The following is a 19,218-nucleotide window of genomic DNA, read 5'->3' on the forward strand; positions in this document are numbered from 1 at the left end:
GTGGGCGATCACGATCGTGGCGTCGACATCCAGCACGACCAGATCCTTCGGCAACGTGCTGTCGGCCACTCGCGCCGCCGGGAGCCCGCCCGGCAGCAACCCCCAGACCCGCGCCCTGGCCTTGGCCCGCGCCGCCGCGACCCGCTTCGCCGAGGTATCGGCCAGCTCGTCCAACGCGCGCCACACCGTCGCCGGCGACGCCACCGGCCCGAGCACCTGGTCGTGGTGACGCAGCGTGTCGATATCCGAGATCGCTTCACCACCGGCGACCAGCATCGTGGCCACATCCACCAGCACCCGGCCCCGGTCATGACCCGGGACGAAACCGCGCCGCGCCAGGGCCGTCGAGAGCGTCTCGGTCAGGCCGACCCGATCAGCAAGAAGCCGCACCGCGACGCTGCCCGCGTGGGCGACCACGCCCGACCCGTCACCCGATATCGCCAACCCGCTCGACCACGAAGTACGCTTCACCTACGGAGTGCCTTCCCGCTCAGGAACTTTGAACTGTCGTAAGTCCAAGTATCCCGTTGCAGGACAGGCACTTCCGTACTTTCACACCCCAGACACGCCGATCACCCGTGAACGATCGAGGCTAGCGTCGAAGTCAGGCGCCACACGGGCGCCGGTCATCACGTGGGGGAGTCATGAAATATGCATCATTAGTGGCGGTCGTTCTGGCCGGCCCCGCCCTTGGGCTGAGCACGGCGGCGTCCGGGATGGCGGTCGAGTCACCGGCTGCACCCGACGCCAAAGCCGGCAGCACGGAGCTGCTCTACATCGACCAGGACCGCGCGCTCCGGGCGATCGGCGGGGACGGGACGGGTGATCGAGCGGTCGGCGCGCTGACCGATGTCTACCGGGCCCAGTGGTCACCAGACGGGAAAGCGGTGGTGGTCGAGGGGAATCGCGACGGCGTCAACGCGCTCTATGTCATGTCGGCGGCCGGCACCGGCGTGCGACGGTTGACCTTCGGCCCGGCATCGGCCCTGGGTCCCGACTGGTCACCGGACGGCAAGCAGATCGCTTTCATCCGGTGTGGGACTGGCGGCCAATGCAATCTGGTGACGATCCCCGCCTCCGGCGGGGTCCCGCGCGTGGTCTCGCGACCTGGTCAGATCTCGGACCCCTACTGCTACGGCCCGGACTACGAACGCGCGGTCGCGTGGCGTCCGGACGGGCGCGCCCTCGCCGTCGGCGTCTGGTGCGATGACGACAGCGGTGGCGACTACACCGCAATCGTGTCCGCAGCAACCGGCGCGCAGATCGGCCACGTCTACGGCGACGACGTTAGCTGGTCGCCCAACGGGAAGCAGATCATCAATCATGCATGGAGCACCACGTATGACGGCGAACCGCCCGTGGTCCAGTTGCGTTCGGCCGCCGGATCGCTGATCCGGCGCGTCTCCCCTCCCTCGACCGACGCGATCGGCTGGGAGCAGCCGGTGTGGTCGCCGGACGGGCGCACGGTCGCCTACGCGAGGTCCGCCCAGGATTACGGCGCACGAAGCGCGATCGTGATCTCAGGGCTCGACGGCACCCGACCGCGCGTCCTGATGCGCGGCGCCGGGTATCCGGACAGTCCGCCCACCCCTCAGGATTGGCGCACCCGCCCCTGAGATCGCGGCGCTCGCCAGCCGAGCACGCGTCAGACGACTGGCGACGTCGGGGACCGGGACCGCAACTCCTCTAAGGTTGCGGCGCCCCGCTCTCGTCCCGGGCAATCTCGTTCTCGGCCCACTTCGGGTCGAGGTCCGGGTCGCCCACATCGGCGTCGCTGTGCGCGCGGGCCTGGGCGCTGTGCGTGATCGTCTCCAACTCGGAGACCACCTTGGCGTGGTTGTCGACGCAGAGCACGACGATGTCGCCGGGGTTGGCGCGGCCCACGCAGTGCCGGACCGCGTCGACCTCCCCGAGTACCGTCTCGATCTGCCGCACGCGCACGCCGCCCGCGGCTTGAGCGGCGCGGGCGCCCTCGACGACCAGGGCCGCGACTTCGCCGGGCTTGCGGCCGCGCAAGCGCTCGTCCTCACGGACGACGATGACATCGAAGTACTTCGCGGCGATCGCGCCAAGCTCGCGCATGTCGGCGTCGCGCCGGTCGCCTGCGGTCGCGACCATGCCGATCCGGCTGATCTTGCCCCACTCGCTGGTCGCGGCCTTCTGGTCGGCGTATTTGTCGACGAACTGGCCGAGCACCTCCATACCGGGCGCATTGTGGCAGTAGTCAACGATGACCTCGATGCCACGGACGTTGATCAGGTTCATGCGGCCGGGCGAGAGGTAGTAGTTGGTGGCGAACGTCCGCAGCCCCTGCCGGATCTCGTGCAGGCCGACGCCCGCCGCAAACGCGGCCCCCGCTGCAGCCATGGCATTGGCGACGTTGAACATGGCCGTGCCGCCGAAGGTCGAGGGCAACAGGTGGGTCCAGGCCAGTTGCATCGAGCGCTTGCCGTGCTTGATGACGATCATGTCACCGCGATCGGTCTTCTCCAGGACAACGGCCCGGCCGCCGCGCGCGAGGCGCTGATCGATGAAGCGTCGCTCGGGGGAGTCGGCCGGCCGCAGGGAGTACCAGACGATATTTCCGGCGCACCGGTTGCGCATCCGCCGCACCAGCCTGTCGTCGGCGTTCAGCACGGCAAAACCATTGCGCGGCACCGCTTCCACGACGACGGCCTTGACGTCGGCGAGTTGTTCGAGGGTGTCGATCCCCTTCATGCCGAGGTGGTCGGGCGCGACATTGGTGACAACGGCGATGTCGTTGCGGTCATACCCCAAACCCTCGCGCAGGATGCCGCCGCGGGCGACCTCCATCACGGCCAACTCGACGCGCGGGTTCTGCAACACCATCCGCGCGGACCGCGGCCCGGAGGCGTCGGACTTGATGACCAGCCGCTCATCGATGACGATGCCATCGGTCGAGGTCATCCCGACCTTCGTGCCCATGGTCTTAAAGACGTGGGCGATCATCCGGGATGTCGTCGTCTTGCCATTGGTCCCGGTCACGGCCACGATCGGCACGCGCGACGGCGAGCCGGGCGGGAAGAGCAGGTCGACCACCGGCTTGGCGATGAACTGCGGCTCCCCGACCGTGGGGTGCGTGTGCATGCGGAAGCCAGGCGCGGCATTCACCTCGCAGATCGCCCCACCGGTCTCGCGCACGGGCTGGGTGATGTCCGGGCAGATGAAGTCGATTCCCGCGACGTCCAGGCCGATCATCCGGGCGGCCTCCTCCGCGATCTCGATATTGTCCGGATGCGCATCGAAGGTCCGGTCCACGGAGATGCCGCCCGTCGACATATTGCCGGTGAGCGCGAGCTTGACCATCACACCGTTCGGCGGCACATCGGTCATCGCAAAGCCCTGCTCGCGCACCAGCTCGATCGCCGCGTCGTCCACCTTGATCCGGGTCAGCACCTTCTCGTGGCCGACGCCGCGCCGCGGGTCGGCGTTGGTGATCCGCACGAGTTCCTCGACCGTATGAGTGCCGTCCCCGACGACATGGGCAGGCACCCGTTCCGCGATGGCCTGCATGCGTCCGCCGACGATCAGGCAGCGATAGTCCTTGCCGGTGATGAAGGACTCGACGATGATCCAGCCGCGGCGCGACTCCTCTTGCGCCACAACGAAAGCCGCGCGTACGTCGTCGTCCGACATCAGGTCGAGACCGACGCCACGTCCGTGGTTGCCGTCCAGGGGCTTGACGACCACGGGGAACCCGATCCGACGGGCCGCGGCCACCGCGCCTTCGACGGTGCGGCAGGTCTCCTGCTTCGGCACCGGCAGGCCCGCCGACCCCAGGAGCTTGATCGTCATGTCCTTGTCGCTGGCGATGTCGACGGCCAGCGCACCGGTCTTGGAGGTCATCGTGGCTCGGATGCGCTGCGCGTAAACCCCCTGCCCCAGCTGCACCAGCGATGCGGAGTTGAGGCGGATGTAAGGGATATCCCGGCTGACCGCTTCCTCGAGGATCGCCGCCGTCGACGGACCGAAGGCCGTGCGCTCCGCGCTACGCAGGAAGTTCTCCAGCTCGGCCTCGAAGTCGAAGCCGTCCTCCGGTGCGATCAGGTGATTGATCAGACGCACGGCGAGCCGTCCGGCCATCAGGCCGACGCCCTCGTCGGAGTACCCGTAGACGACGTTGTAGACACCGGTGCGACCGCGCACCATCCGGGTCTTGCCCCGCCGCTGGTCGTGCCCGGCCTCCTGCTGCAACTGCAAGGCGATGTGCTCGGCGACATGGCCGAGCCAGGTGCCTTCACGCAGCCGTTCGCCGAATCCGCCCTCGTGGCCGCGGGAGCAACTGTGGCTCGCGACACCCGGCAGCATCTCGATGAGCCGGTCGGTGAATCCGGGGATCGTGTCGGTCGGATAGCCCTCCAGCACACCGAGATCCATGACCAGGTGGATGGCTGGGTCGTAAGACCAGACGTTCCCACCTCGGTAGACGCGTTCTTCGAGGATGCGCAGATCCGGTGCCAGCGGACCGGTGGGCGTGGGGCGCTCGGTGCTCATGCGTGCATACCTCTTTCGGTGGGCTGGCTAGGGACGAGAGGACGCCGCGGCCGTGACCGTGACGCCGAGATCGGGATGCTGCTCGACGAAGTCGGTGAGCATCAGCTTGGTGATGTCGAACGTCGCGCCTGCGGGAAGCGAGTGCACGATCGCACCCGACACCAAGAGCGGCGCGCCCGTGCGCGCCTCGGGCGCGTCGGTGATCGCGCGACGGCAATCCAGGACGTATGCCGCACCCCGCCCGATGACGGTCAGCTCGCGATTGTCGGTGACCTCGATCGCGGTGTCCTCGTCGATGCCGATTCCGATGAGGTTGGGCGAGGAGGCGACGATCGACATCAGGCGGCCGTAGCGCTGACGTTGGGCGAAGTGCTGGTCGACGATGACGCCGTCGAGCAGGCCGAGCCCGTGCGTGAGCTGGCTGGTGCGCTGGCGCGGCGTGACCGACTCATCACCGAGGGAGATCATGAACTCGCTCATGATCGACGCGCCGGCCGAGGTCCCGCCGACCACCGCGCCGCGCCGGTGGGCGCGCAGGATCGCCTCGCCGCACGCCGTCCCGGCGAAGATCTGACTCAGCTTGAGTTGGTTGCCGCCGCTCATGAAGACGCCGGTGGCCTCGTCCAGGGCCTGGACGAGGCTCGCGTCGTCGGCCTCGCTCCGGGTGCGGGGGTTGACGATCGCGCACCCGGTGGCGCCGAACCGGGCGAACACCTGCCCATAAGCGGCGACGACCTCGTCCTGGAAGGACGACGCGGTGGGAATTATCACGATCCGTGCGGCTTTACCCCCGGCGAGTTTGACGAAACGGCGCAGAATCTTGGCCTTGCCCACTCGATCTTCGGCGCCGCCGATGATGAGCAACTTTTGCAGGGGCACAGCCGGGGAAACCATTGCGTCAGCCTAGTGGGCGCGCGGTTGCCCGGCAGCGTCCGCCCCGGCGCGCCGACCGGTCAGGGCGTCCAGTTCTCCAGCAGCGGGATCAGGGCATCGAGCCGGGGTCCGGGCAGTGTGCGCTGAGCCTGGTCAGCGACAAGCGGCTTGGCGGCGAAGGCGACACCCAGGCCGGCGGCGGCGATCATGTCGAGATCGTTGGCGCCGTCGCCCACGGCTACCGTGGCGGACAGGGCGATGTCCTCGGCGCGGGCGAACTCCTCCAGCGCGGCCGCCTTTCCGGCTCGATCGACGATCGGACCAGCGAGGTTGCCGGTGAGGATTCCATCGCTGACTTCGAGCCGGTTGGCGCGGACATGCCGGATGCCGAGGGTGGCGGCCAGAGGATCGACGACTTCGTGAAAGCCGCCGGAGACGAGCGCCACGACGTGGCCGCGCTCAGCGGCCCAGGCCAGCAGCTCGGGAACACCCGGTGTCAAGGTCACGTCGGCACGGACCTCGTCCAGCACCGCGACCGGCAGCCCGGCCAAGGTCGCGACGCGGGCCTGGAGGCTCTCGGCGAAGTCGAGCTCGCCACGCATGGCCGCCTCGGTGACCTCGGCCACCTCGGACTCGGCGCCGGCCCGGCGCGCGATGAGTTCGATGACCTCCTGACCGATGAAGGTGGAGTCGACATCGCTGACGATCAGCAGGCGCCGGGGCAGGTCGCTCGGGGCAATCACCCCCCAACCGTATGCGTGCCCGGCCTCCACACGGAGGCCGGGCGCAGCATACGGGCACCGCAAACGTCACGGAGTGACGATCTGCTCCTTGCCGATGACGACGAGTCCGGAATCGGTGACCTCGAAACCGCGCGCGCGGTCGTGGTCGTGGTCGACGCCGATATTGGTGCCCTCGGGGATGACGACGCCCTTGTCGATGATCGCCCGGCGGATCTGGCAGCTGCGGCCGACTTCGACATCGTCCATCAGGACGGAGTCGGAGATCTCGGAGTAGCTGCGCACGCGGACCTTGGGGCTGATGACCGATCCGGTGACTCGGCCACCGGAGATGATCACGCCGGGGGAGACGATCGAGTTGAGCGCTTCGCCGAAGCGGCCGTGGTGGCCGTGGACGAACTTGGCAGGCGGCAACGGGCCGTAGCTGGTGTAGAGCGGCCAGTCGTAGTTGTAGACGTTGAAGACCGGCTGGATGCTCACGAGGTCCATGTTCGCGTCGTAGTAGGAGTCCATCGTCCCGACATCGCGCCAGTAGCCGCGGTCACGATCGGTGCTTCCGTCGACCTCGTTGTTCTTGAAGTCGTAGACGTAGCCGGCACCCTGACTGACGAAGGCGGGGACGATGTCGCCGCCCATGTCGTGCTTGCTGCCTTCGAGGTCGTGGTCCTTAGTCACGGCGTCGACGAGCACGTCGGCATCGAAGACATAGTTCCCCATCGACGCGAGCACCTCGTGGGGGGCATCGGGCAAACCGATTGCGTCCGTGGGCTTTTCGCGGAAAGCCTGGATCTTGTTGGGGTTCTCGGCGTCGACCTCGATCACGCCGAACTGGTCGGCGAGCGAGATCGGCTGGCGGATCGCCGAGACGGTGACACCCGCGCCGGTGGCGATGTGCTGGTCGACCATCTGGGAGAAGTCCATGCGGTAGACGTGATCGGCGCCGAGGACGGCGACAATGTCCGGCTTCTCGTCCTTGATCGTGTTCAGCGACTGGTAGATCGCGTCGGCACTGCCGAGGTACCAGGACTTGCCCATGCGTTGCTGCGCCGGGATGGGCGCGACATAGCCACCGAGCATCGTCGACATCCGCCACGTCTTGGTGATGTGGCGGTCGAGGCTGTGCGACTTGTATTGCGTCAGCACGACGATTTGTCGATAGCCGGAGTTGACGACATTGCTCAGGGCAAAATCGATGAGGCGATAGATCCCGCCGAAGGGGACAGCGGGTTTCGCGCGGTCAGCCGTCAGCGGCATCAGACGCTTGCCCTCGCCACCCGCGAGAACGATGACAAGAACCTTGGGGTCTTTCCCAGCAGCCATGGCACCAACCTATTGGGTGGCGGGGCCGTCGTGCGTGGGATGGTCATGGAATGTTCGGGATCACCTGTGGCAGAGCGGCGGTCGAGCTACTAGGTTTTCCATGTGCGCCTCGACATTCTCAGCAAGGAATACCCACCGACCATCTACGGCGGCGCCGGGGTCCATGTCCAAGAACTGGTTCGTGCGCTGCGCGACCGGGGCGACATGACCGTCAGGGTGCACGCCTTCGGCGGCCCGCGAGACGAGGCCGACACCTACTCGTATCCCGATCTGCCGGAACTGGCGGATGCCAACGCCGCCATTCAGACGATGGGCGTGGACCTGTCGATGGTGTCCGGCACGGCGGGCGCGGACCTGGTGCACTCGCATACGTGGTACGCCAACTTTGCGGGCCATGTGGCAAGCCTGCTCGGCGGGATGCCCCACGTCATCAGTGCGCACAGCCTGGAGCCGATGCGGCCGTGGAAGGCCGAGCAGCTCGGCGGCGGCTACCGTCTCTCGTCGTGGATCGAGAAGTCGGCGTATGAAGCCGCTGCCGCCGTCATCGCGGTCAGCGCGGGGATGCGCGAGGACGTGTTGCGCAGCTACCCATCGATCGACCCCGACAAGGTCAAGGTCGTCCACAACGGCATCGATTCGGTTCTCTGGCAACCGAATCACGATCTTGACGTCGTCAGGAAGCACGGCGTTGACCCCGACAAGCGATCGGCGATCTTTGTCGGCCGGATCACCCGGCAAAAGGGCCTGCCCTATCTCCTGCGGGCGGCCGCGGAGCTGCCGCCGGACGTCCAGTTGATCCTGTGTGCGGGCGCGCCCGACACCAAGGAGATCATGGCCGAGGTCGAGGGGCTGATGGACAACCTCAAGGCCACGCGCGAGGGCGTCATCTGGATCCCCGAGATGTTGCCGCGGGACGAAGTCACCGCGCTGCTGACCTCCTCGACGGTGTTCTTGTGTCCGTCGGTCTATGAGCCGCTCGGCATCGTCAACCTCGAAGCCATGGCGTGCGAGTTGCCCGTGGTCGCGACGGCGACGGGGGGCATCCCGGAGGTCGTCGTCGACGGTGAGACCGGCTGGCTGGTGCCCATCGAGCAGGTCCAGGACGGCACCGGCACCCCCGTCGATCCCGACAAGTTCGTGGCCGACCTGGCCGCGGCGATGAACGACGCGGTGAGCGACACCGACCGGGCGCGGGCAATGGGCCTGGCGGGCCGCAAACGCGCCGTCGACTCCTTCTCATGGGCGAGCATCGGCGACCGAACCATGGAGGTCTACCGCGAGGTCCTCGGCGCCTGACCCTAACCTCTGCTGAGTCGGCCGCGAAGCACCTGGGCCAGCGTCCGAATCGGTCAGGGGCATTCCGTCAGGGGTTGTCGAGGACCACGACCAGCGAAGCGCGAGAGGCGTCATACGTCCGGGTTTTGGCCGCGGGCAGGTCGGCCACGGTGCCCGGGGTGAAGCCGTGCTCGAGGAACCAATGCGGCGTCTGCGTGGTGAGCGCGAACAGTCGGCGATAGCCGCGCGCGCGTGCCCTCGCCCGGGCGCGCCGCAGGAGCGCGGCGGCCAGGTCGCGGCGACGATATTCCGGGTGCACGACGACGCACGCGAACTCCGCCGCATGATCGTCGGCATACTCCACGAGGGCGTTGCAGGCGATGACCATGCCGTCGCGGACGATCACCGAGAAGGTCGCGATATCGATCTCGAGTTGCTCGCGGCTGCGCGGACGCAGCACACCCTGGTCCTCCAGCGGCCGGATGAGTTCTGCGATGGCGCGCGCGTCCTCGACCGTGGCAGGCCGGATGGCGTCGTAGTCGTCGTCGGCCGCGATCATCAGCCCGGCGCCGTCGCGCGTGTAGAGCTCGCGCAACAAGGGGGAGTGGCCGGCGGTGCCGAGCAGATGCACGCGCCGCACGCCCGAACGCACCGCGGACACGCCGGCGCGCAGGCAGTTGCGGTCCTCCGCGGACAACTGCCGTTCGGTCTGCTCCTGCCCCGCGAGCGCACCCGCTTGGGTGAGCGAGAGTTGCCCCGCGTCGCCGGCATCGAGGGCCATCCGCCAAGACCCTGGTTCGGACTCCATGATGAAGATGAGCTTGTCCGCGCCCAGTCCCTTGGCAACAGCCTCAGCGATATCGGCATTGCGCAGGTTGAAGGTCTCGCCGGTGGGGGAGGAGCCGATCGGGGAGAGCAAGACGATCTGACCCAACTCGACGGCCTGGCGGATCTGCGCGATGTCGATCCGGCGAACCTCACCCGTCAGCTCGTGATTGACGCCCCCGCGCACCCCGAGCGGTTTGGCCGTCACCCACGTGCCCCCGACGACCCGCGGCTGCGACTCCTCGCGCACGGTCACACTCCGGCTGGCGGCGAGCCGGGCTTCGAGATCCATCCGCAGCACTCCGACGGCCGCCTTGACCGCCTCCATGGTGGCCGCGTCGGTGATCCGCAGATCGCCCGCAAATGCCGGTTCGACCCCCCGGATGCGCAGCTCCCTTTCGATCTGTGGGCGGGCGCCGTGCACGAGCACCAGGCGCACCCCCAGGCTCGCGAGCAACGCGATGTCACCGAGCAGTCGGTCGATGTCGTCACGCGCGCAGATCTCGCCGGGGACGACGATGACGAAGGTGCGCCCATGGTGCATATGGACGTATGGTGCGGCCCCCCGCAGCGCCGCGACGAAGGTCTCGCCGGCGACCGGTCCCATCCCCGGCTGGGGGGAGGCGTTGCTCGTCACGGAGCGAGGGTAGCCGCCCGGTGTCCCCGTCCGACGGGCCGTCCCGCTGTATTACTGTCGACGCCATGAGTGACGTCCTCGCCTTCGCCGGCGTCAGTGTCGTGCGCGGTGGGAAGTTCCTCGTCCGCGAGATCGACTGGGAGGTCGAGGAGGGCCAGCGCTGGGTCGTGCTCGGGCCTAACGGTGCGGGCAAGACGACGCTGCTGCAGGTGGCGTCCGGTCGAATGCACCCCACCGCCGGCGTCGCCGGCATCCTGGGCGAAGTGCTCGGCGCGGTGGACGTCTTCGAGTTGCGCCCACGGATCGGGCTGGCCTCGGCCGCACTAGCCGAACGCATTCCCGCCGGGGAGCGAGTCAGCGATGTCGTGGTCACCGCCTCCTATGGCGTCGTCGGCCGCTGGCACGAGCGGTATGACCGCATGGACGAGGGTCGCGCGGACGAGCTGCTGGACGCGCTCGGCGCCGGCCACCTACGCGAGCGTGTCTACGGCACCCTTTCCGAGGGCGAGCGCAAGCGCGTCCAGATCGCCCGGGCGCTGATGACCGATCCGGAGTTGCTCCTGCTGGACGAGCCCGGCGCCGGGCTCGACCTTGGTGGCCGCGAGGATCTGGTCGCGCGGCTCGGGCAACTCGCCGGCGACATCGAAGCACCGGCGCTGGTCCTGATCACTCACCACGTCGAGGAAATCCCGCCGAACTTCACCGACGTCCTTCTGCTCCGTGACGGCGAGGTGGTCGCGCAGGGCCCGATCGAGATCACTCTCACGGCGGCCAATCTGTCGGCCACCTTCGGCATGGAGTTGGTCCTGGAGCAGTACGGCGACCGATTCTCGGCGCGCTCGGCAACCGGAACGCCATCAGCCGACTGACCGTTGATGGCGACAAAGGAGAAAAGACTATGGACTGGCTGGGCGTCAACCAATGGTTGGGCTGGCTGGGTCTGGCCATCGCCCTGGGTGCCATCGAGGTCGCGACCGTCGACTTCGTCTTCGTCATGCTCGCCGGGGGCGCGCTGGCAGGCAGCCTGGCCGCCGCGTTCGGGGCGCCCTTCCCCGCAGCCGCGATCATCGCCGCCGTGGTCGGCGCCCTCCTGGTCTTCCTCGTCCGCCCGCTGGTGAAGGGCAAGTTCACCGAGGGCATCACCGACAGCGGCATCGGCTCCTCCGCCCTCGTCGGGCGCACCGCCCACGTCGTCCAGGCCGTCACCGAGCACGACGGTCGGGTCAAGCTAGGCGGCGAGATCTGGTCGGCTCGGATCGCCGCCGGCGGCCGGGTGTGCGAAGCCGGCGACGAGGTGCGCGTGATCGCCATCCATGGGGCGACGGCGATCGTCAGCGGGGAGCAGGCGATCGCCGACAGGTGAGCGAACGGCATACGGAACCATTTGTGCCGCAGGCGAATCGAAGCAGTGCAAGGGGGCGGCCACAGGGGCTGTCAACATCTGACGAGAGAGAGAAGAAGACATGGAACCAGGACTGATCGTCCTTTTCCTGTTCTTGGTTTTTGCCGTGATCGTGGTGCTGCGCACCGTCCGGATCGTGCCGCAACAGACCTCGCTGATCATCGAGCGGCTCGGTCGCTATTCGCGCACGCTCGAAGGCGGGATCCACTTCCTGGTGCCCTTCGTTGACAAGGTGCGCGCCAATATCGACCTGCGTGAGCAGGTCGTCAGCTTCCCGCCGCAGCCGGTCATCACCAGCGACAACCTCGTCGTCAATATCGACACCGTCATCTACTACTCGGTGATCGACGCGAAGTCTGCGGTCTACGAGATCGCCAACTTCATCCAGGGCATCGAGCAACTGACCGTCACCACATTGCGCAATGTCATCGGCTCGCTCGACCTGGAGCAGACGCTGACCAGCCGCGACCAGATCAACGGCCAGCTGCGCGGAGTGCTCGACGAGGCGACCGGCAAGTGGGGCATCCGCGTCAATCGCGTCGAACTGAAGGCCATCGACCCGCCGCACTCGGTGCAGGAGTCGATGGAGAAGCAGATGAAAGCCGAACGCGACCGCCGCGCCGCCATCCTCAACGCCGAGGGCGTCAAGGCCAGCCAGATCCTCACCGCCGAGGGTGAGAAGCAGTCGCAGATCCTGCGGGCCGAGGGTTCCGCCCAGGCCCGCGTGCTGGAAGCCCAGGGCCAGGCGCGGGCCATCCAGCAGGTCTTCGACGCGATCCACCGCGGCAAGCCGACCCAGAAGCTGCTCGCCTACCAATACCTCCAGGTGCTCCCGCAACTCGCCCGCGGCGACTCCAACAAGATGTGGATCATCCCCTCCGAGGTCACCGACGCCCTGCGCGGGATCGGTAACACTCTCGGCGGTATGACGGGCGTGCAGCCGGAGGAAGACGAGGAATGGCAGCCCGGTGACGACGACCTGGCCAACCCCTTCGCCGCCACCACGCTCGAAGACCCGGCCAAGGCGCTGGAAGAGGCGCGCGGGCAAGCCGGCCAGGTCGAGTCCGAGGCGAACCAGCACGGTGCCCCGGCGCCGCGTGTCCAGCCGCGCGTCGCCGAGAGCGAGCGAGCGCTACCCGCTCCGCCGCCGAACGCCTCCCCCATGCCGCAGTTCCCGTATGGCGAGCCGGCCCCGGCCACGACGCCGCCACCGCCCTCCGAGCCGGGTGCGCAGGGCTGATGCGCTGACTGGTGCAGAAGTTCCCCGGGTGCCCCGCAGCGCGAGCGATCACGTCTCGCCCTGCGGGGCACCCGGCTGTTCGGCCCCGGTCCTGCATAAGGTGACGTGGTGTCCATTCTCGACGCCCTGGCGATCATTGCGGCCGGGGTCGGGGCGGGGACCATCAATGCGATTGTCGGCTCGGGCTCGCTGATCACCTTCCCCACGCTGCTGCTGCTCGGCTTCCCGCCGGTCACCGCGAACATCTCCAACAACGTCGGTATGGTCGCGGGCGGCCTGAGCGCGACCTTCGGCTACCGCCGGGAGTTGGCCGGGCATGGGCGCGGGCTGGCTCGCCTGGTCCCGGTCTCGCTCGTCGGCTCGGCTGCCGGGGCGCTGCTCTTGTTGGTCCTACCGAGCGAGGCCTTCGCGGCGATCGTGCCAGTGCTGATCCTGCTCGGGCTGCTGCTCGTCGTCTTCGGGCCGCGGATCCAGGCGTGGGCGCGGTCGCGGCACGATGCCGCGGAGGCGCGGGACGCGGTGTCGTCGGTTGTCTCGTCCAACACAGGTGTGCTCGTCGGCCCGCGATCGCAACGGCTGGCCCTGCTGGCCGGCATCCTGCTCGCCGGCACCTATGGAGGCTACTTCGGCGCGGCGCAGGGCGTGATCCTCATGGGTCTGCTCAGCACCCTCGCGCACGGGAGCCTGCAGACGCTCAACGGCTACAAGAACGTCCTGGCGACGACCGCGAACCTGATCGCCGCCATCGTCTTCCTGATCGCGGCACCGGAGCACATAGAATGGTGGGTCGTGCTCTACATCGCGCTGGGCACCTTCACCGGCGGCTTGATCGGTGCGGGCGTCGGTCGACGCCTGCCGGCTCCTGTGCTGCGGGGCATCATCATCGCCGTCGGCATCGTCGGCATCGTCAAGATCGTCTTCTTCCCCTGACCCGCGAAAGTCCTTCTCCCGTATGCCGATCGAACTCACTGACCTAGGCGACTCGGCCCTGCGCGACTATGTCGGGCTGACCGACGTCGCGCTGCGCACGCGGGCGGAACCTGAGATGGGGTTGTTCATCGCCGAGTCGGAGAAGGTGATCCGGCGGGCGCTGGCCGCGGGGTATCGGCCGCGGTCGTATCTGATGGGCCGGCGCTGGCTGAGCGATCTGGTGGATCTGGTGGCCGCGGCCGAACGCGATGGTATTCCGGTCTACACCGGTGACGCAGCGACCATCGAAGCCTTGGCCGGCTTCCACCTGCACAGGGGCGCGTTGGCATCGATGGAGCGTCGACCGCTGCCCGAGCTGGATCGGGTGCTGGCCGGTGCGCGACGGGTCTTCGTGCTGGAGGACATCGTCGACCACACCAACGTCGGCGCCGCTTTCCGCAGCGCCGCCGCCCTGGGGATCGACGCCGTGCTCGTGACGCCGCAGTGCGCGGATCCGTTGTACCGCAAAGCAATTCGCGTCTCGATGGGCACGGTCTTTCAGGTCCCGTGGACACGGATCGATCCCTGGCCCGGGTCGGTCGATGCCTTGCGCGCGCTCGGCTTCACGACAGTGGCGTTGGCGTTGAGTGAACGCTCGGTCACCCTCGACGAGCTCGCCGCCGACCCGCCGGAGCGGCTTGCCCTGGTGCTCGGGACCGAGGGTGACGGACTCACAACGCGCACCCTGGCGGCCGTCGACCACACCGTGCGCATCCCGATGCGCGGCGGGGTCGACTCCCTGAATGTGGCTGCCGCCGGCGCAGTCGCGGCCTGGGCGCTGCGCGTGCCCTGAGCCCGGCGCGCGCGCCCGAGCTGACGAGGCGGCGGATTTCGGCGCGGCACGTGGGCCGGGTCCAGCATATGGGAGCGGGTAGGTCTCGCCTGATTGGTCGGGGATCTGCAGCCTGCCTGCGAGGAGGCGCCGCAAGCAGCCGCGATCCGCCCCCAAGGGTGCGCGGCGGTGTCAGGCCGACACGGGCACCACGATGATGGGCGCGGTGCTTGCTTTCGGTGCGGCTGCCCTTCTCAAACTGGTGGTCGAGGAGTTGTTCGTCGAAGCGCACGAGGGGCGCGAGTCGGTCTGGACCAGGTCTTGCCCGCGCTTCATCGTATTCGCCGCGTTCGCCGCGTTGGCGGAGTAGGGCGCTCGCCTGCTTAGGTTTCACCGCGCGAAGATGAAGTCGTGGTGCTAGCCTCTCAAGCGGTGTCACTCAGTCCGTTACAGGAGGTACACGATGAAAAGGTTCTTTGCGGGGGGGCGATCGCGGTTGCTGCCATATTTTTTCTGAGCCAACCCGCCGGTGCTGTCCTGGGAGCAGGAAAGCGGACGTTCTTCAATCAATACGGGTACACGACGACTCTGAAGGCCTATGAAGGTGGTCGGCTAGTCGCCGAGGGTCGGGGCTGGCACGGCATTGACACCGTCGCAGACCGATGGGGAAAGCAGGTTGGTTCTCGCGATCCTCGGCCGGGAGGAAGTCCCGTCAGGGGTAAGCTTAATTTGCACGTCTATTGCGATCCTATCGCTGGATGTTCCGATCGAAAGATTGAAGGTTCTCAGAACTTTTCTAGCACCTGGGTCGATGAGGCTCGCTGGAAGGACCTGGGTGTGACGCCCACCAGAAGGGGTTACACCTATGGCGAAGTGTGTCAAGACGATGCCTGGCCCGCGCCTGACGATTGTGGATATACCGCTAATGGCCCGGATCAGAACTGGTGAGCCTGCGAGGTCCAGCCAACGCATCACGGGCATCCCAAGCAATCAGATTGCGCGATGTCATGGTGCGCCGCGGATCCTTTTCTTTGCGCTGCCGCCATTGGGATGAAAGCCCGGGATTGACAGTAGTGGTCGGCCTCAACGGGGCCGGCAAAACGACTCTCCTGAAAACACTCGCAGGAATCCAACGGGTCACATCAGGTAGGGTCTCTGGAGTTGGGAATGCGGCATTTCTCCCACAAAGTGCCCAGTTGTCCTCAAGATTTCGGGTTGATGACCTCCTCACATATCTCGCCACACTTCGGGGTGTTCCGTCAGCCGAACGCGATGCCAGGGTCTCGGCCGTGGTTGATCAAACGGGGCTGAGCGAGCATCGGACGATGCGATATTCGGCGCTCTCTGGCGGATGGCAACAACGAGTCTTGCTGGCCCAATGTCTTCTAGGTGATGCGGGATGTGTGCTGCTCGACGAACCAACGTCATCGTTGGACATCGCGGCGACACGCGAACTTTGGCTGGTGCTCGCGGAACTGTCTCGGAGTCGCCCGTTCGTGGTCAGCACGCACAGCGCCAGTGTCGCCTTGGAATTCGCGGACCGCGTCGTGCCCATTCGTGACGGCGTCGTCCACGAGCCCCATGACGGCGCCCAGTTGCGGGCCGACTACGCGGCGAGCGAGCTCTCCCCGGAAGCCTATCTGCTCGACGTCCTGGGTCGGTGACTCCGCTGCGCCACCTGAGCACTCGACCCCTTGTCGTCGGGACGTGGTCAGTCCTCCTCCTGGTCCTTTCCCTGACCTTGCTGATCAATCACGCCCCGTGGATCGGCGACCCGTTGTGGGGCCAAACGACAGTTGCCCGACTCCAACTGTTGGGATACGGACTTCTCGCCGGTGCGTGTGCTTTGGATGGAGCGCGCGATGCCTCGGGGATGCGGCAATTGCTGCGGGCGCCGGATCTGATTCCACGCCACACGTGGCGGACGATCATTGCGTGGTGGCTGCCCGGTGCGGTCATCATCACGCTGGCTCACATCGGCGTCGTCATCGCCTCGTCTTTGACGGAACTCAATTTTCGAAATGAGAACTATTGGCTGCTCGTCACCCAACTCGCCGGGATTCTTGTCCCTACTTGTTTCGGTTACGCACTTGGCGCCTTAGCGGGCACCTGGGGTATTTCTATAGCCGCAGGCGTCATCTGGTTGATGGGCGTCATCGGTGAGCAGGCCGGATGGTTTACCTTGGGTGTGACTGAGTTCACGCCCGCCGGAACCTTGATGGGATACACGCCCGACGCGACATTCTTCTTCTTGCGCGGCACTTTTCTGCTCGCGTTGTCCCTCGCGACCGTGGGGATTGTCATGACTCGTGGTTGGGTGTGTTTTGTTAGCCTCTGTGTCGTGCTCACGCTATTGGCTGCAGGTCGGTCGCTCTTTGGCGATGCCGACGGCTATACGTTTGTTGAATCAAGTGATACGGTGTGCGTCGGAAAAGAGCCCGAAATCTGCGGACCTTCAGTGCTGCGTTCTCGTTTAGTGGCCGGGCAAGCTATTGCACTCGGTGCCTACGACGTCATGGCCGAGACGCTCTTGGCCAGCCCTCCGCAGAGATATGACGCGTGGTCGGCTGATGTTGACTCCAGGCACAAGCCGGCCGTCTTTCTCTTCAATCCCGCGAACATTCGGGCGCAGATCGATGCCGGGATGGTCATCGATTGGGTGGTGGCCCCGCGGTCTTGCCCCCAATGGTTTGCCTCGACGGCGCCACCACCCGAATGGTTCACGGCAGCGAGGCTGGTCCGCGGCTTCGTAGAGTCACGACTGACCGGTCGCTCGGTTGCCACTGAGTACACGCAACTCGAGCAGTTGGTTCGTGATCAGGAGCAGCGCATGAGGGTCGTGCGCGCGTCCGCGCAAGCCCTCACGAGGTGTGATTCGCGGGCTCTCCCAGTCGACGCACTCCGGCTCCTCGCATGACCCTGACACGTGCCTGGGTCTCGGATCATCAGGGACGACTGCTTGCCGGGGCCGCGCTGGTCGCCGGCCTCGCAACGCTCGGCCGGGAGCTGGAGATCGGCAATCCGCTCGGCGAAAGCTTCTTAGCCATCCGGCTAGGACAGATTCTGATGCCTGCCCTTGCAGCGAGCGCCGTCGGCGCGGTCCCGTCTTCGGCGGCAGAGTCCCTGTCACTGCGAACACCGCTGCTCTTGCGCCTGATGTGGACCGGCCTGATCGTCCTCGCCTTCCATAGCTACGCCTGGTCGGCCCGGCCGGACCATGCCTTGATGGGGACGCTATGGACGGGCGCGTTGTCTTTGTCTTTGCCGCTTGCAATCGCCCTCCTGGTCAACCGGAGCGCTGGCCTGGCAGCGGCGTGTCTCTGGGTGCCCGTGATTGTCATTTCACCCGCCTACCCGCCATTTGCGCCGTGGGCGTTGATGTCGTTCGTTCCGAGCGTCACCGGCACGGGCGTGGCACTCGGAATTGATCTGTCCGCCTTGCTGTTGGTGGCGACTAACGGTTTCGGTCGGCGACGGATTTAGCCCAGCCCGTGCTCCCGCCAACGAGTCGGTCGGCGAGCAAGTGCAGTTGGGCAGCGGGGTCGTCGGTGACGCCGCCGTGCACCGGGCCGGGTTGCACGACGGTGCTGCGGGGTGCGGCGAGCCAGCCGAAGCGTTTGCCGGGTGTCGCCAGCGTGGGCCGGCCGCGGCCGGTGACGCCACGGCATACGTCACACACCACGGTGAGGGCGGCAGCGACAGCGGCGAGGTCCAGCGTTGGGGCGAAGGCCTGCAGGCGCACCTCGTCGAGGTGGAAGGCGGCATCGAGGTAGTCGACGGCATCGGCAAAGAGCACCACACCGACGTTGACGAACTCTTCGCGATCGACGCGCGGCACGCAACGCAGGACTACGTACTGGTAGGGAATCGCGGTCACGTGGTGCCGCCCGGAAGCCACGCGGGGGAGTTGTCGAGGCGGGCGCGGAGGTGGGCGGCATACGCCTGTCGGGCGGCGCCGGGATCCGGGAGCCAGGGTGTCGGTTCGAGCCAATCGTCGGGGACGGACTCCAGGATCGTGGTCACAAGCGCGTCGGTCACGCGCGGCGCGAGTCGTTCGTGGGCCCCGCCGACCGGCCCGGCGATATCGGCGAGGACGTGCTTCGAAGCCTCGAAGGGGAGGGCGGCGAACCTGCCGGGGTCGGGTTCGCGGCGCGGCCAGCTGTGGTGGAAATAGAGCGCAGCGCCGTGGTCGATTGCCCACGTTGTGCCATGCCAGACAAGGAGATTCGGGTTTGCCCAGGTGCGGTCGACATTGGCTGTGAAGGAGTCGAGCCAGATGATGTCGGCGGCAGCTTCGGGAGTGGGAGGTCGAGAGCCGTCGTAGCCGAAGGAGCCGGGGAGGAAGTCGACGCCGAGGTTGCGTCCGACGCTGGCCGAGAGGAGATCCTGGACCTCCTCGTCGGCTTCGTACCTGGCAATCGCCGCGGGCAGGTCGATCACGACCAGGCGTGGCGTCGGGACATGGAGGGCGCGGGCGAGCTCGCCGACGATGGCTTCGGCCACCAGCACCTTCAGGCCCTGTCCGGCGCCGCGGAACTTCGCGACATAGGTCCCGAGATCGTCGGCCTCAACGATGCCCGGCAGACTGCCGCCCTCGCGCAGGGGCGTCACGAAACGCGTGGCGCGGACCGGTTCGAGCATGGCAGAAGG

At 67.1% G+C, this 19,218-nt stretch carries 19 protein-coding genes; 11 read left to right on the top strand and 8 right to left on the bottom strand.

Going from position 1 to position 19,218, the window contains the following annotated elements; all coding sequences use genetic code 11:
• Positions 1-471, bottom strand: a 471-nt coding sequence (locus tag ABD209_RS01420) for a transposase (protein ID WP_344061061.1), incomplete at its 3' end; no start/stop codon positions are given.
• A gap of 191 nt (positions 472-662) precedes the next feature.
• Here ABD209_RS01420 and ABD209_RS01425 point away from each other — a divergent pair.
• Positions 663-1,616, top strand: a complete 954-nt coding sequence (locus ABD209_RS01425; RefSeq protein ID WP_344061063.1) for a hypothetical protein — start codon at positions 663-665, stop codon at positions 1,614-1,616.
• A 70-nt stretch (positions 1,617-1,686) separates the two neighbouring features.
• Here the strand turns inward: ABD209_RS01425 and cphA are convergent, their stop codons facing one another.
• The 4 genes from cphA to glgC form a co-directional block, all read right to left on the bottom strand.
• Positions 1,687-4,515 (bottom strand): cyanophycin synthetase, encoded by a 2,829-nt coding sequence (gene cphA, locus ABD209_RS01430; RefSeq protein WP_344061066.1) that lies wholly within the window; start codon positions 4,513-4,515, stop codon positions 1,687-1,689.
• 27 nt (positions 4,516-4,542) lie between these two features.
• Positions 4,543-5,409, bottom strand: coding sequence for a cyanophycinase (locus ABD209_RS01435; RefSeq protein ID WP_344061069.1), 867 nt, complete (start codon positions 5,407-5,409; stop codon positions 4,543-4,545).
• Between the two features lie 59 nt (positions 5,410-5,468).
• Positions 5,469-6,131, bottom strand: coding sequence for a phosphoserine phosphatase SerB (gene serB / locus ABD209_RS01440; RefSeq protein ID WP_344061072.1), 663 nt, complete (start codon positions 6,129-6,131; stop codon positions 5,469-5,471).
• Positions 6,132-6,197: 66 nt separating this feature from the next.
• Positions 6,198-7,448 (bottom strand): glucose-1-phosphate adenylyltransferase, encoded by a 1,251-nt coding sequence (gene glgC / locus ABD209_RS01445; protein ID WP_344061075.1) that lies wholly within the window; start codon positions 7,446-7,448, stop codon positions 6,198-6,200.
• Positions 7,449-7,550: 102 nt separating this feature from the next.
• Here glgC and glgA point away from each other — a divergent pair, with 102 nt between their 5' ends.
• Complete coding sequence (glgA, locus tag ABD209_RS01450) at positions 7,551-8,744, top strand: glycogen synthase (RefSeq protein WP_344061077.1); 1,194 nt, start codon at positions 7,551-7,553, stop codon at positions 8,742-8,744.
• A gap of 67 nt (positions 8,745-8,811) precedes the next feature.
• Here the strand turns inward: glgA and argA are convergent, their stop codons facing one another.
• Complete coding sequence (argA, locus tag ABD209_RS01455) at positions 8,812-10,185, bottom strand: amino-acid N-acetyltransferase (RefSeq protein ID WP_344061079.1); 1,374 nt, start codon at positions 10,183-10,185, stop codon at positions 8,812-8,814.
• A gap of 65 nt (positions 10,186-10,250) precedes the next feature.
• On the opposite strand from argA, the gene ABD209_RS01460 reads away from it, so the two are divergent.
• The 9 genes from ABD209_RS01460 to ABD209_RS01500 all read left to right on the top strand — a co-directional run bounded on the left by ABD209_RS01460 (position 10,251) and on the right by ABD209_RS01500 (position 18,051).
• The gene (locus ABD209_RS01460; RefSeq protein WP_324386463.1) at positions 10,251-11,054 is read left to right on the top strand and encodes an ABC transporter ATP-binding protein; all 804 of its coding nucleotides are present in this window, start codon (positions 10,251-10,253) and stop codon (positions 11,052-11,054) included.
• Positions 11,055-11,083: 29 nt separating this feature from the next.
• Entirely contained in the window at positions 11,084-11,548 is a 465-nt protein-coding gene (locus ABD209_RS01465; protein WP_344061082.1) for an NfeD family protein, read from the top strand.
• A gap of 100 nt (positions 11,549-11,648) precedes the next feature.
• Entirely contained in the window at positions 11,649-12,827 is a 1,179-nt protein-coding gene (locus tag ABD209_RS01470; protein WP_344061085.1) for an SPFH domain-containing protein, read from the top strand.
• Between the two features lie 108 nt (positions 12,828-12,935).
• Positions 12,936-13,757 carry a sulfite exporter TauE/SafE family protein gene (locus ABD209_RS01475; protein ID WP_344061088.1) on the top strand — a complete coding sequence of 274 codons (822 nt, stop codon included), beginning with the start codon at positions 12,936-12,938 and terminating at the stop codon, positions 13,755-13,757.
• Between the two features lie 22 nt (positions 13,758-13,779).
• Positions 13,780-14,589 carry a TrmH family RNA methyltransferase gene (locus ABD209_RS01480; RefSeq protein WP_344061091.1) on the top strand — a complete coding sequence of 270 codons (810 nt, stop codon included), beginning with the start codon at positions 13,780-13,782 and terminating at the stop codon, positions 14,587-14,589.
• A 205-nt stretch (positions 14,590-14,794) separates the two neighbouring features.
• Positions 14,795-14,938, top strand: a complete 144-nt coding sequence (locus tag ABD209_RS01485) for a hypothetical protein (RefSeq protein WP_344061094.1) — start codon at positions 14,795-14,797, stop codon at positions 14,936-14,938.
• A gap of 637 nt (positions 14,939-15,575) precedes the next feature.
• Positions 15,576-16,232, top strand: a complete 657-nt coding sequence (locus ABD209_RS01490) for an ATP-binding cassette domain-containing protein (RefSeq protein ID WP_344061206.1) — start codon at positions 15,576-15,578, stop codon at positions 16,230-16,232.
• A 77-nt stretch (positions 16,233-16,309) separates the two neighbouring features.
• Positions 16,310-17,485 carry a hypothetical protein gene (locus ABD209_RS01495; protein WP_344061097.1) on the top strand — a complete coding sequence of 392 codons (1,176 nt, stop codon included), beginning with the start codon at positions 16,310-16,312 and terminating at the stop codon, positions 17,483-17,485.
• Entirely contained in the window at positions 17,482-18,051 is a 570-nt protein-coding gene (locus ABD209_RS01500; protein WP_344061100.1) for a hypothetical protein, read from the top strand. Before ABD209_RS01495 ends, ABD209_RS01500 begins: the two co-directional genes overlap by 4 nt.
• On the opposite strand, the gene ABD209_RS01505 is transcribed toward ABD209_RS01500, so the two are convergent.
• Together ABD209_RS01505 and ABD209_RS01510 are read right to left on the bottom strand one after the other, a co-directional pair.
• Complete coding sequence (locus tag ABD209_RS01505) at positions 18,023-18,445, bottom strand: DUF3037 domain-containing protein (RefSeq protein ID WP_344061103.1); 423 nt, start codon at positions 18,443-18,445, stop codon at positions 18,023-18,025. The two genes, ABD209_RS01500 and ABD209_RS01505, sit on opposite strands and share 29 nt — an antisense overlap.
• Positions 18,442-19,209, bottom strand: coding sequence for a HipA family kinase (locus ABD209_RS01510; RefSeq protein WP_344061106.1), 768 nt, complete (start codon positions 19,207-19,209; stop codon positions 18,442-18,444). Before ABD209_RS01510 ends, ABD209_RS01505 begins: the two co-directional genes overlap by 4 nt.
• Between the last annotated feature and the right edge of the window lie 9 nt (positions 19,210-19,218).

The sequence above is a fragment of the Nostocoides vanveenii genome (genome assembly GCF_039531165.1).
In the GTDB taxonomy this organism is placed as follows: domain Bacteria; phylum Actinomycetota; class Actinomycetes; order Actinomycetales; family Dermatophilaceae; genus Nostocoides_A; species Nostocoides_A vanveenii.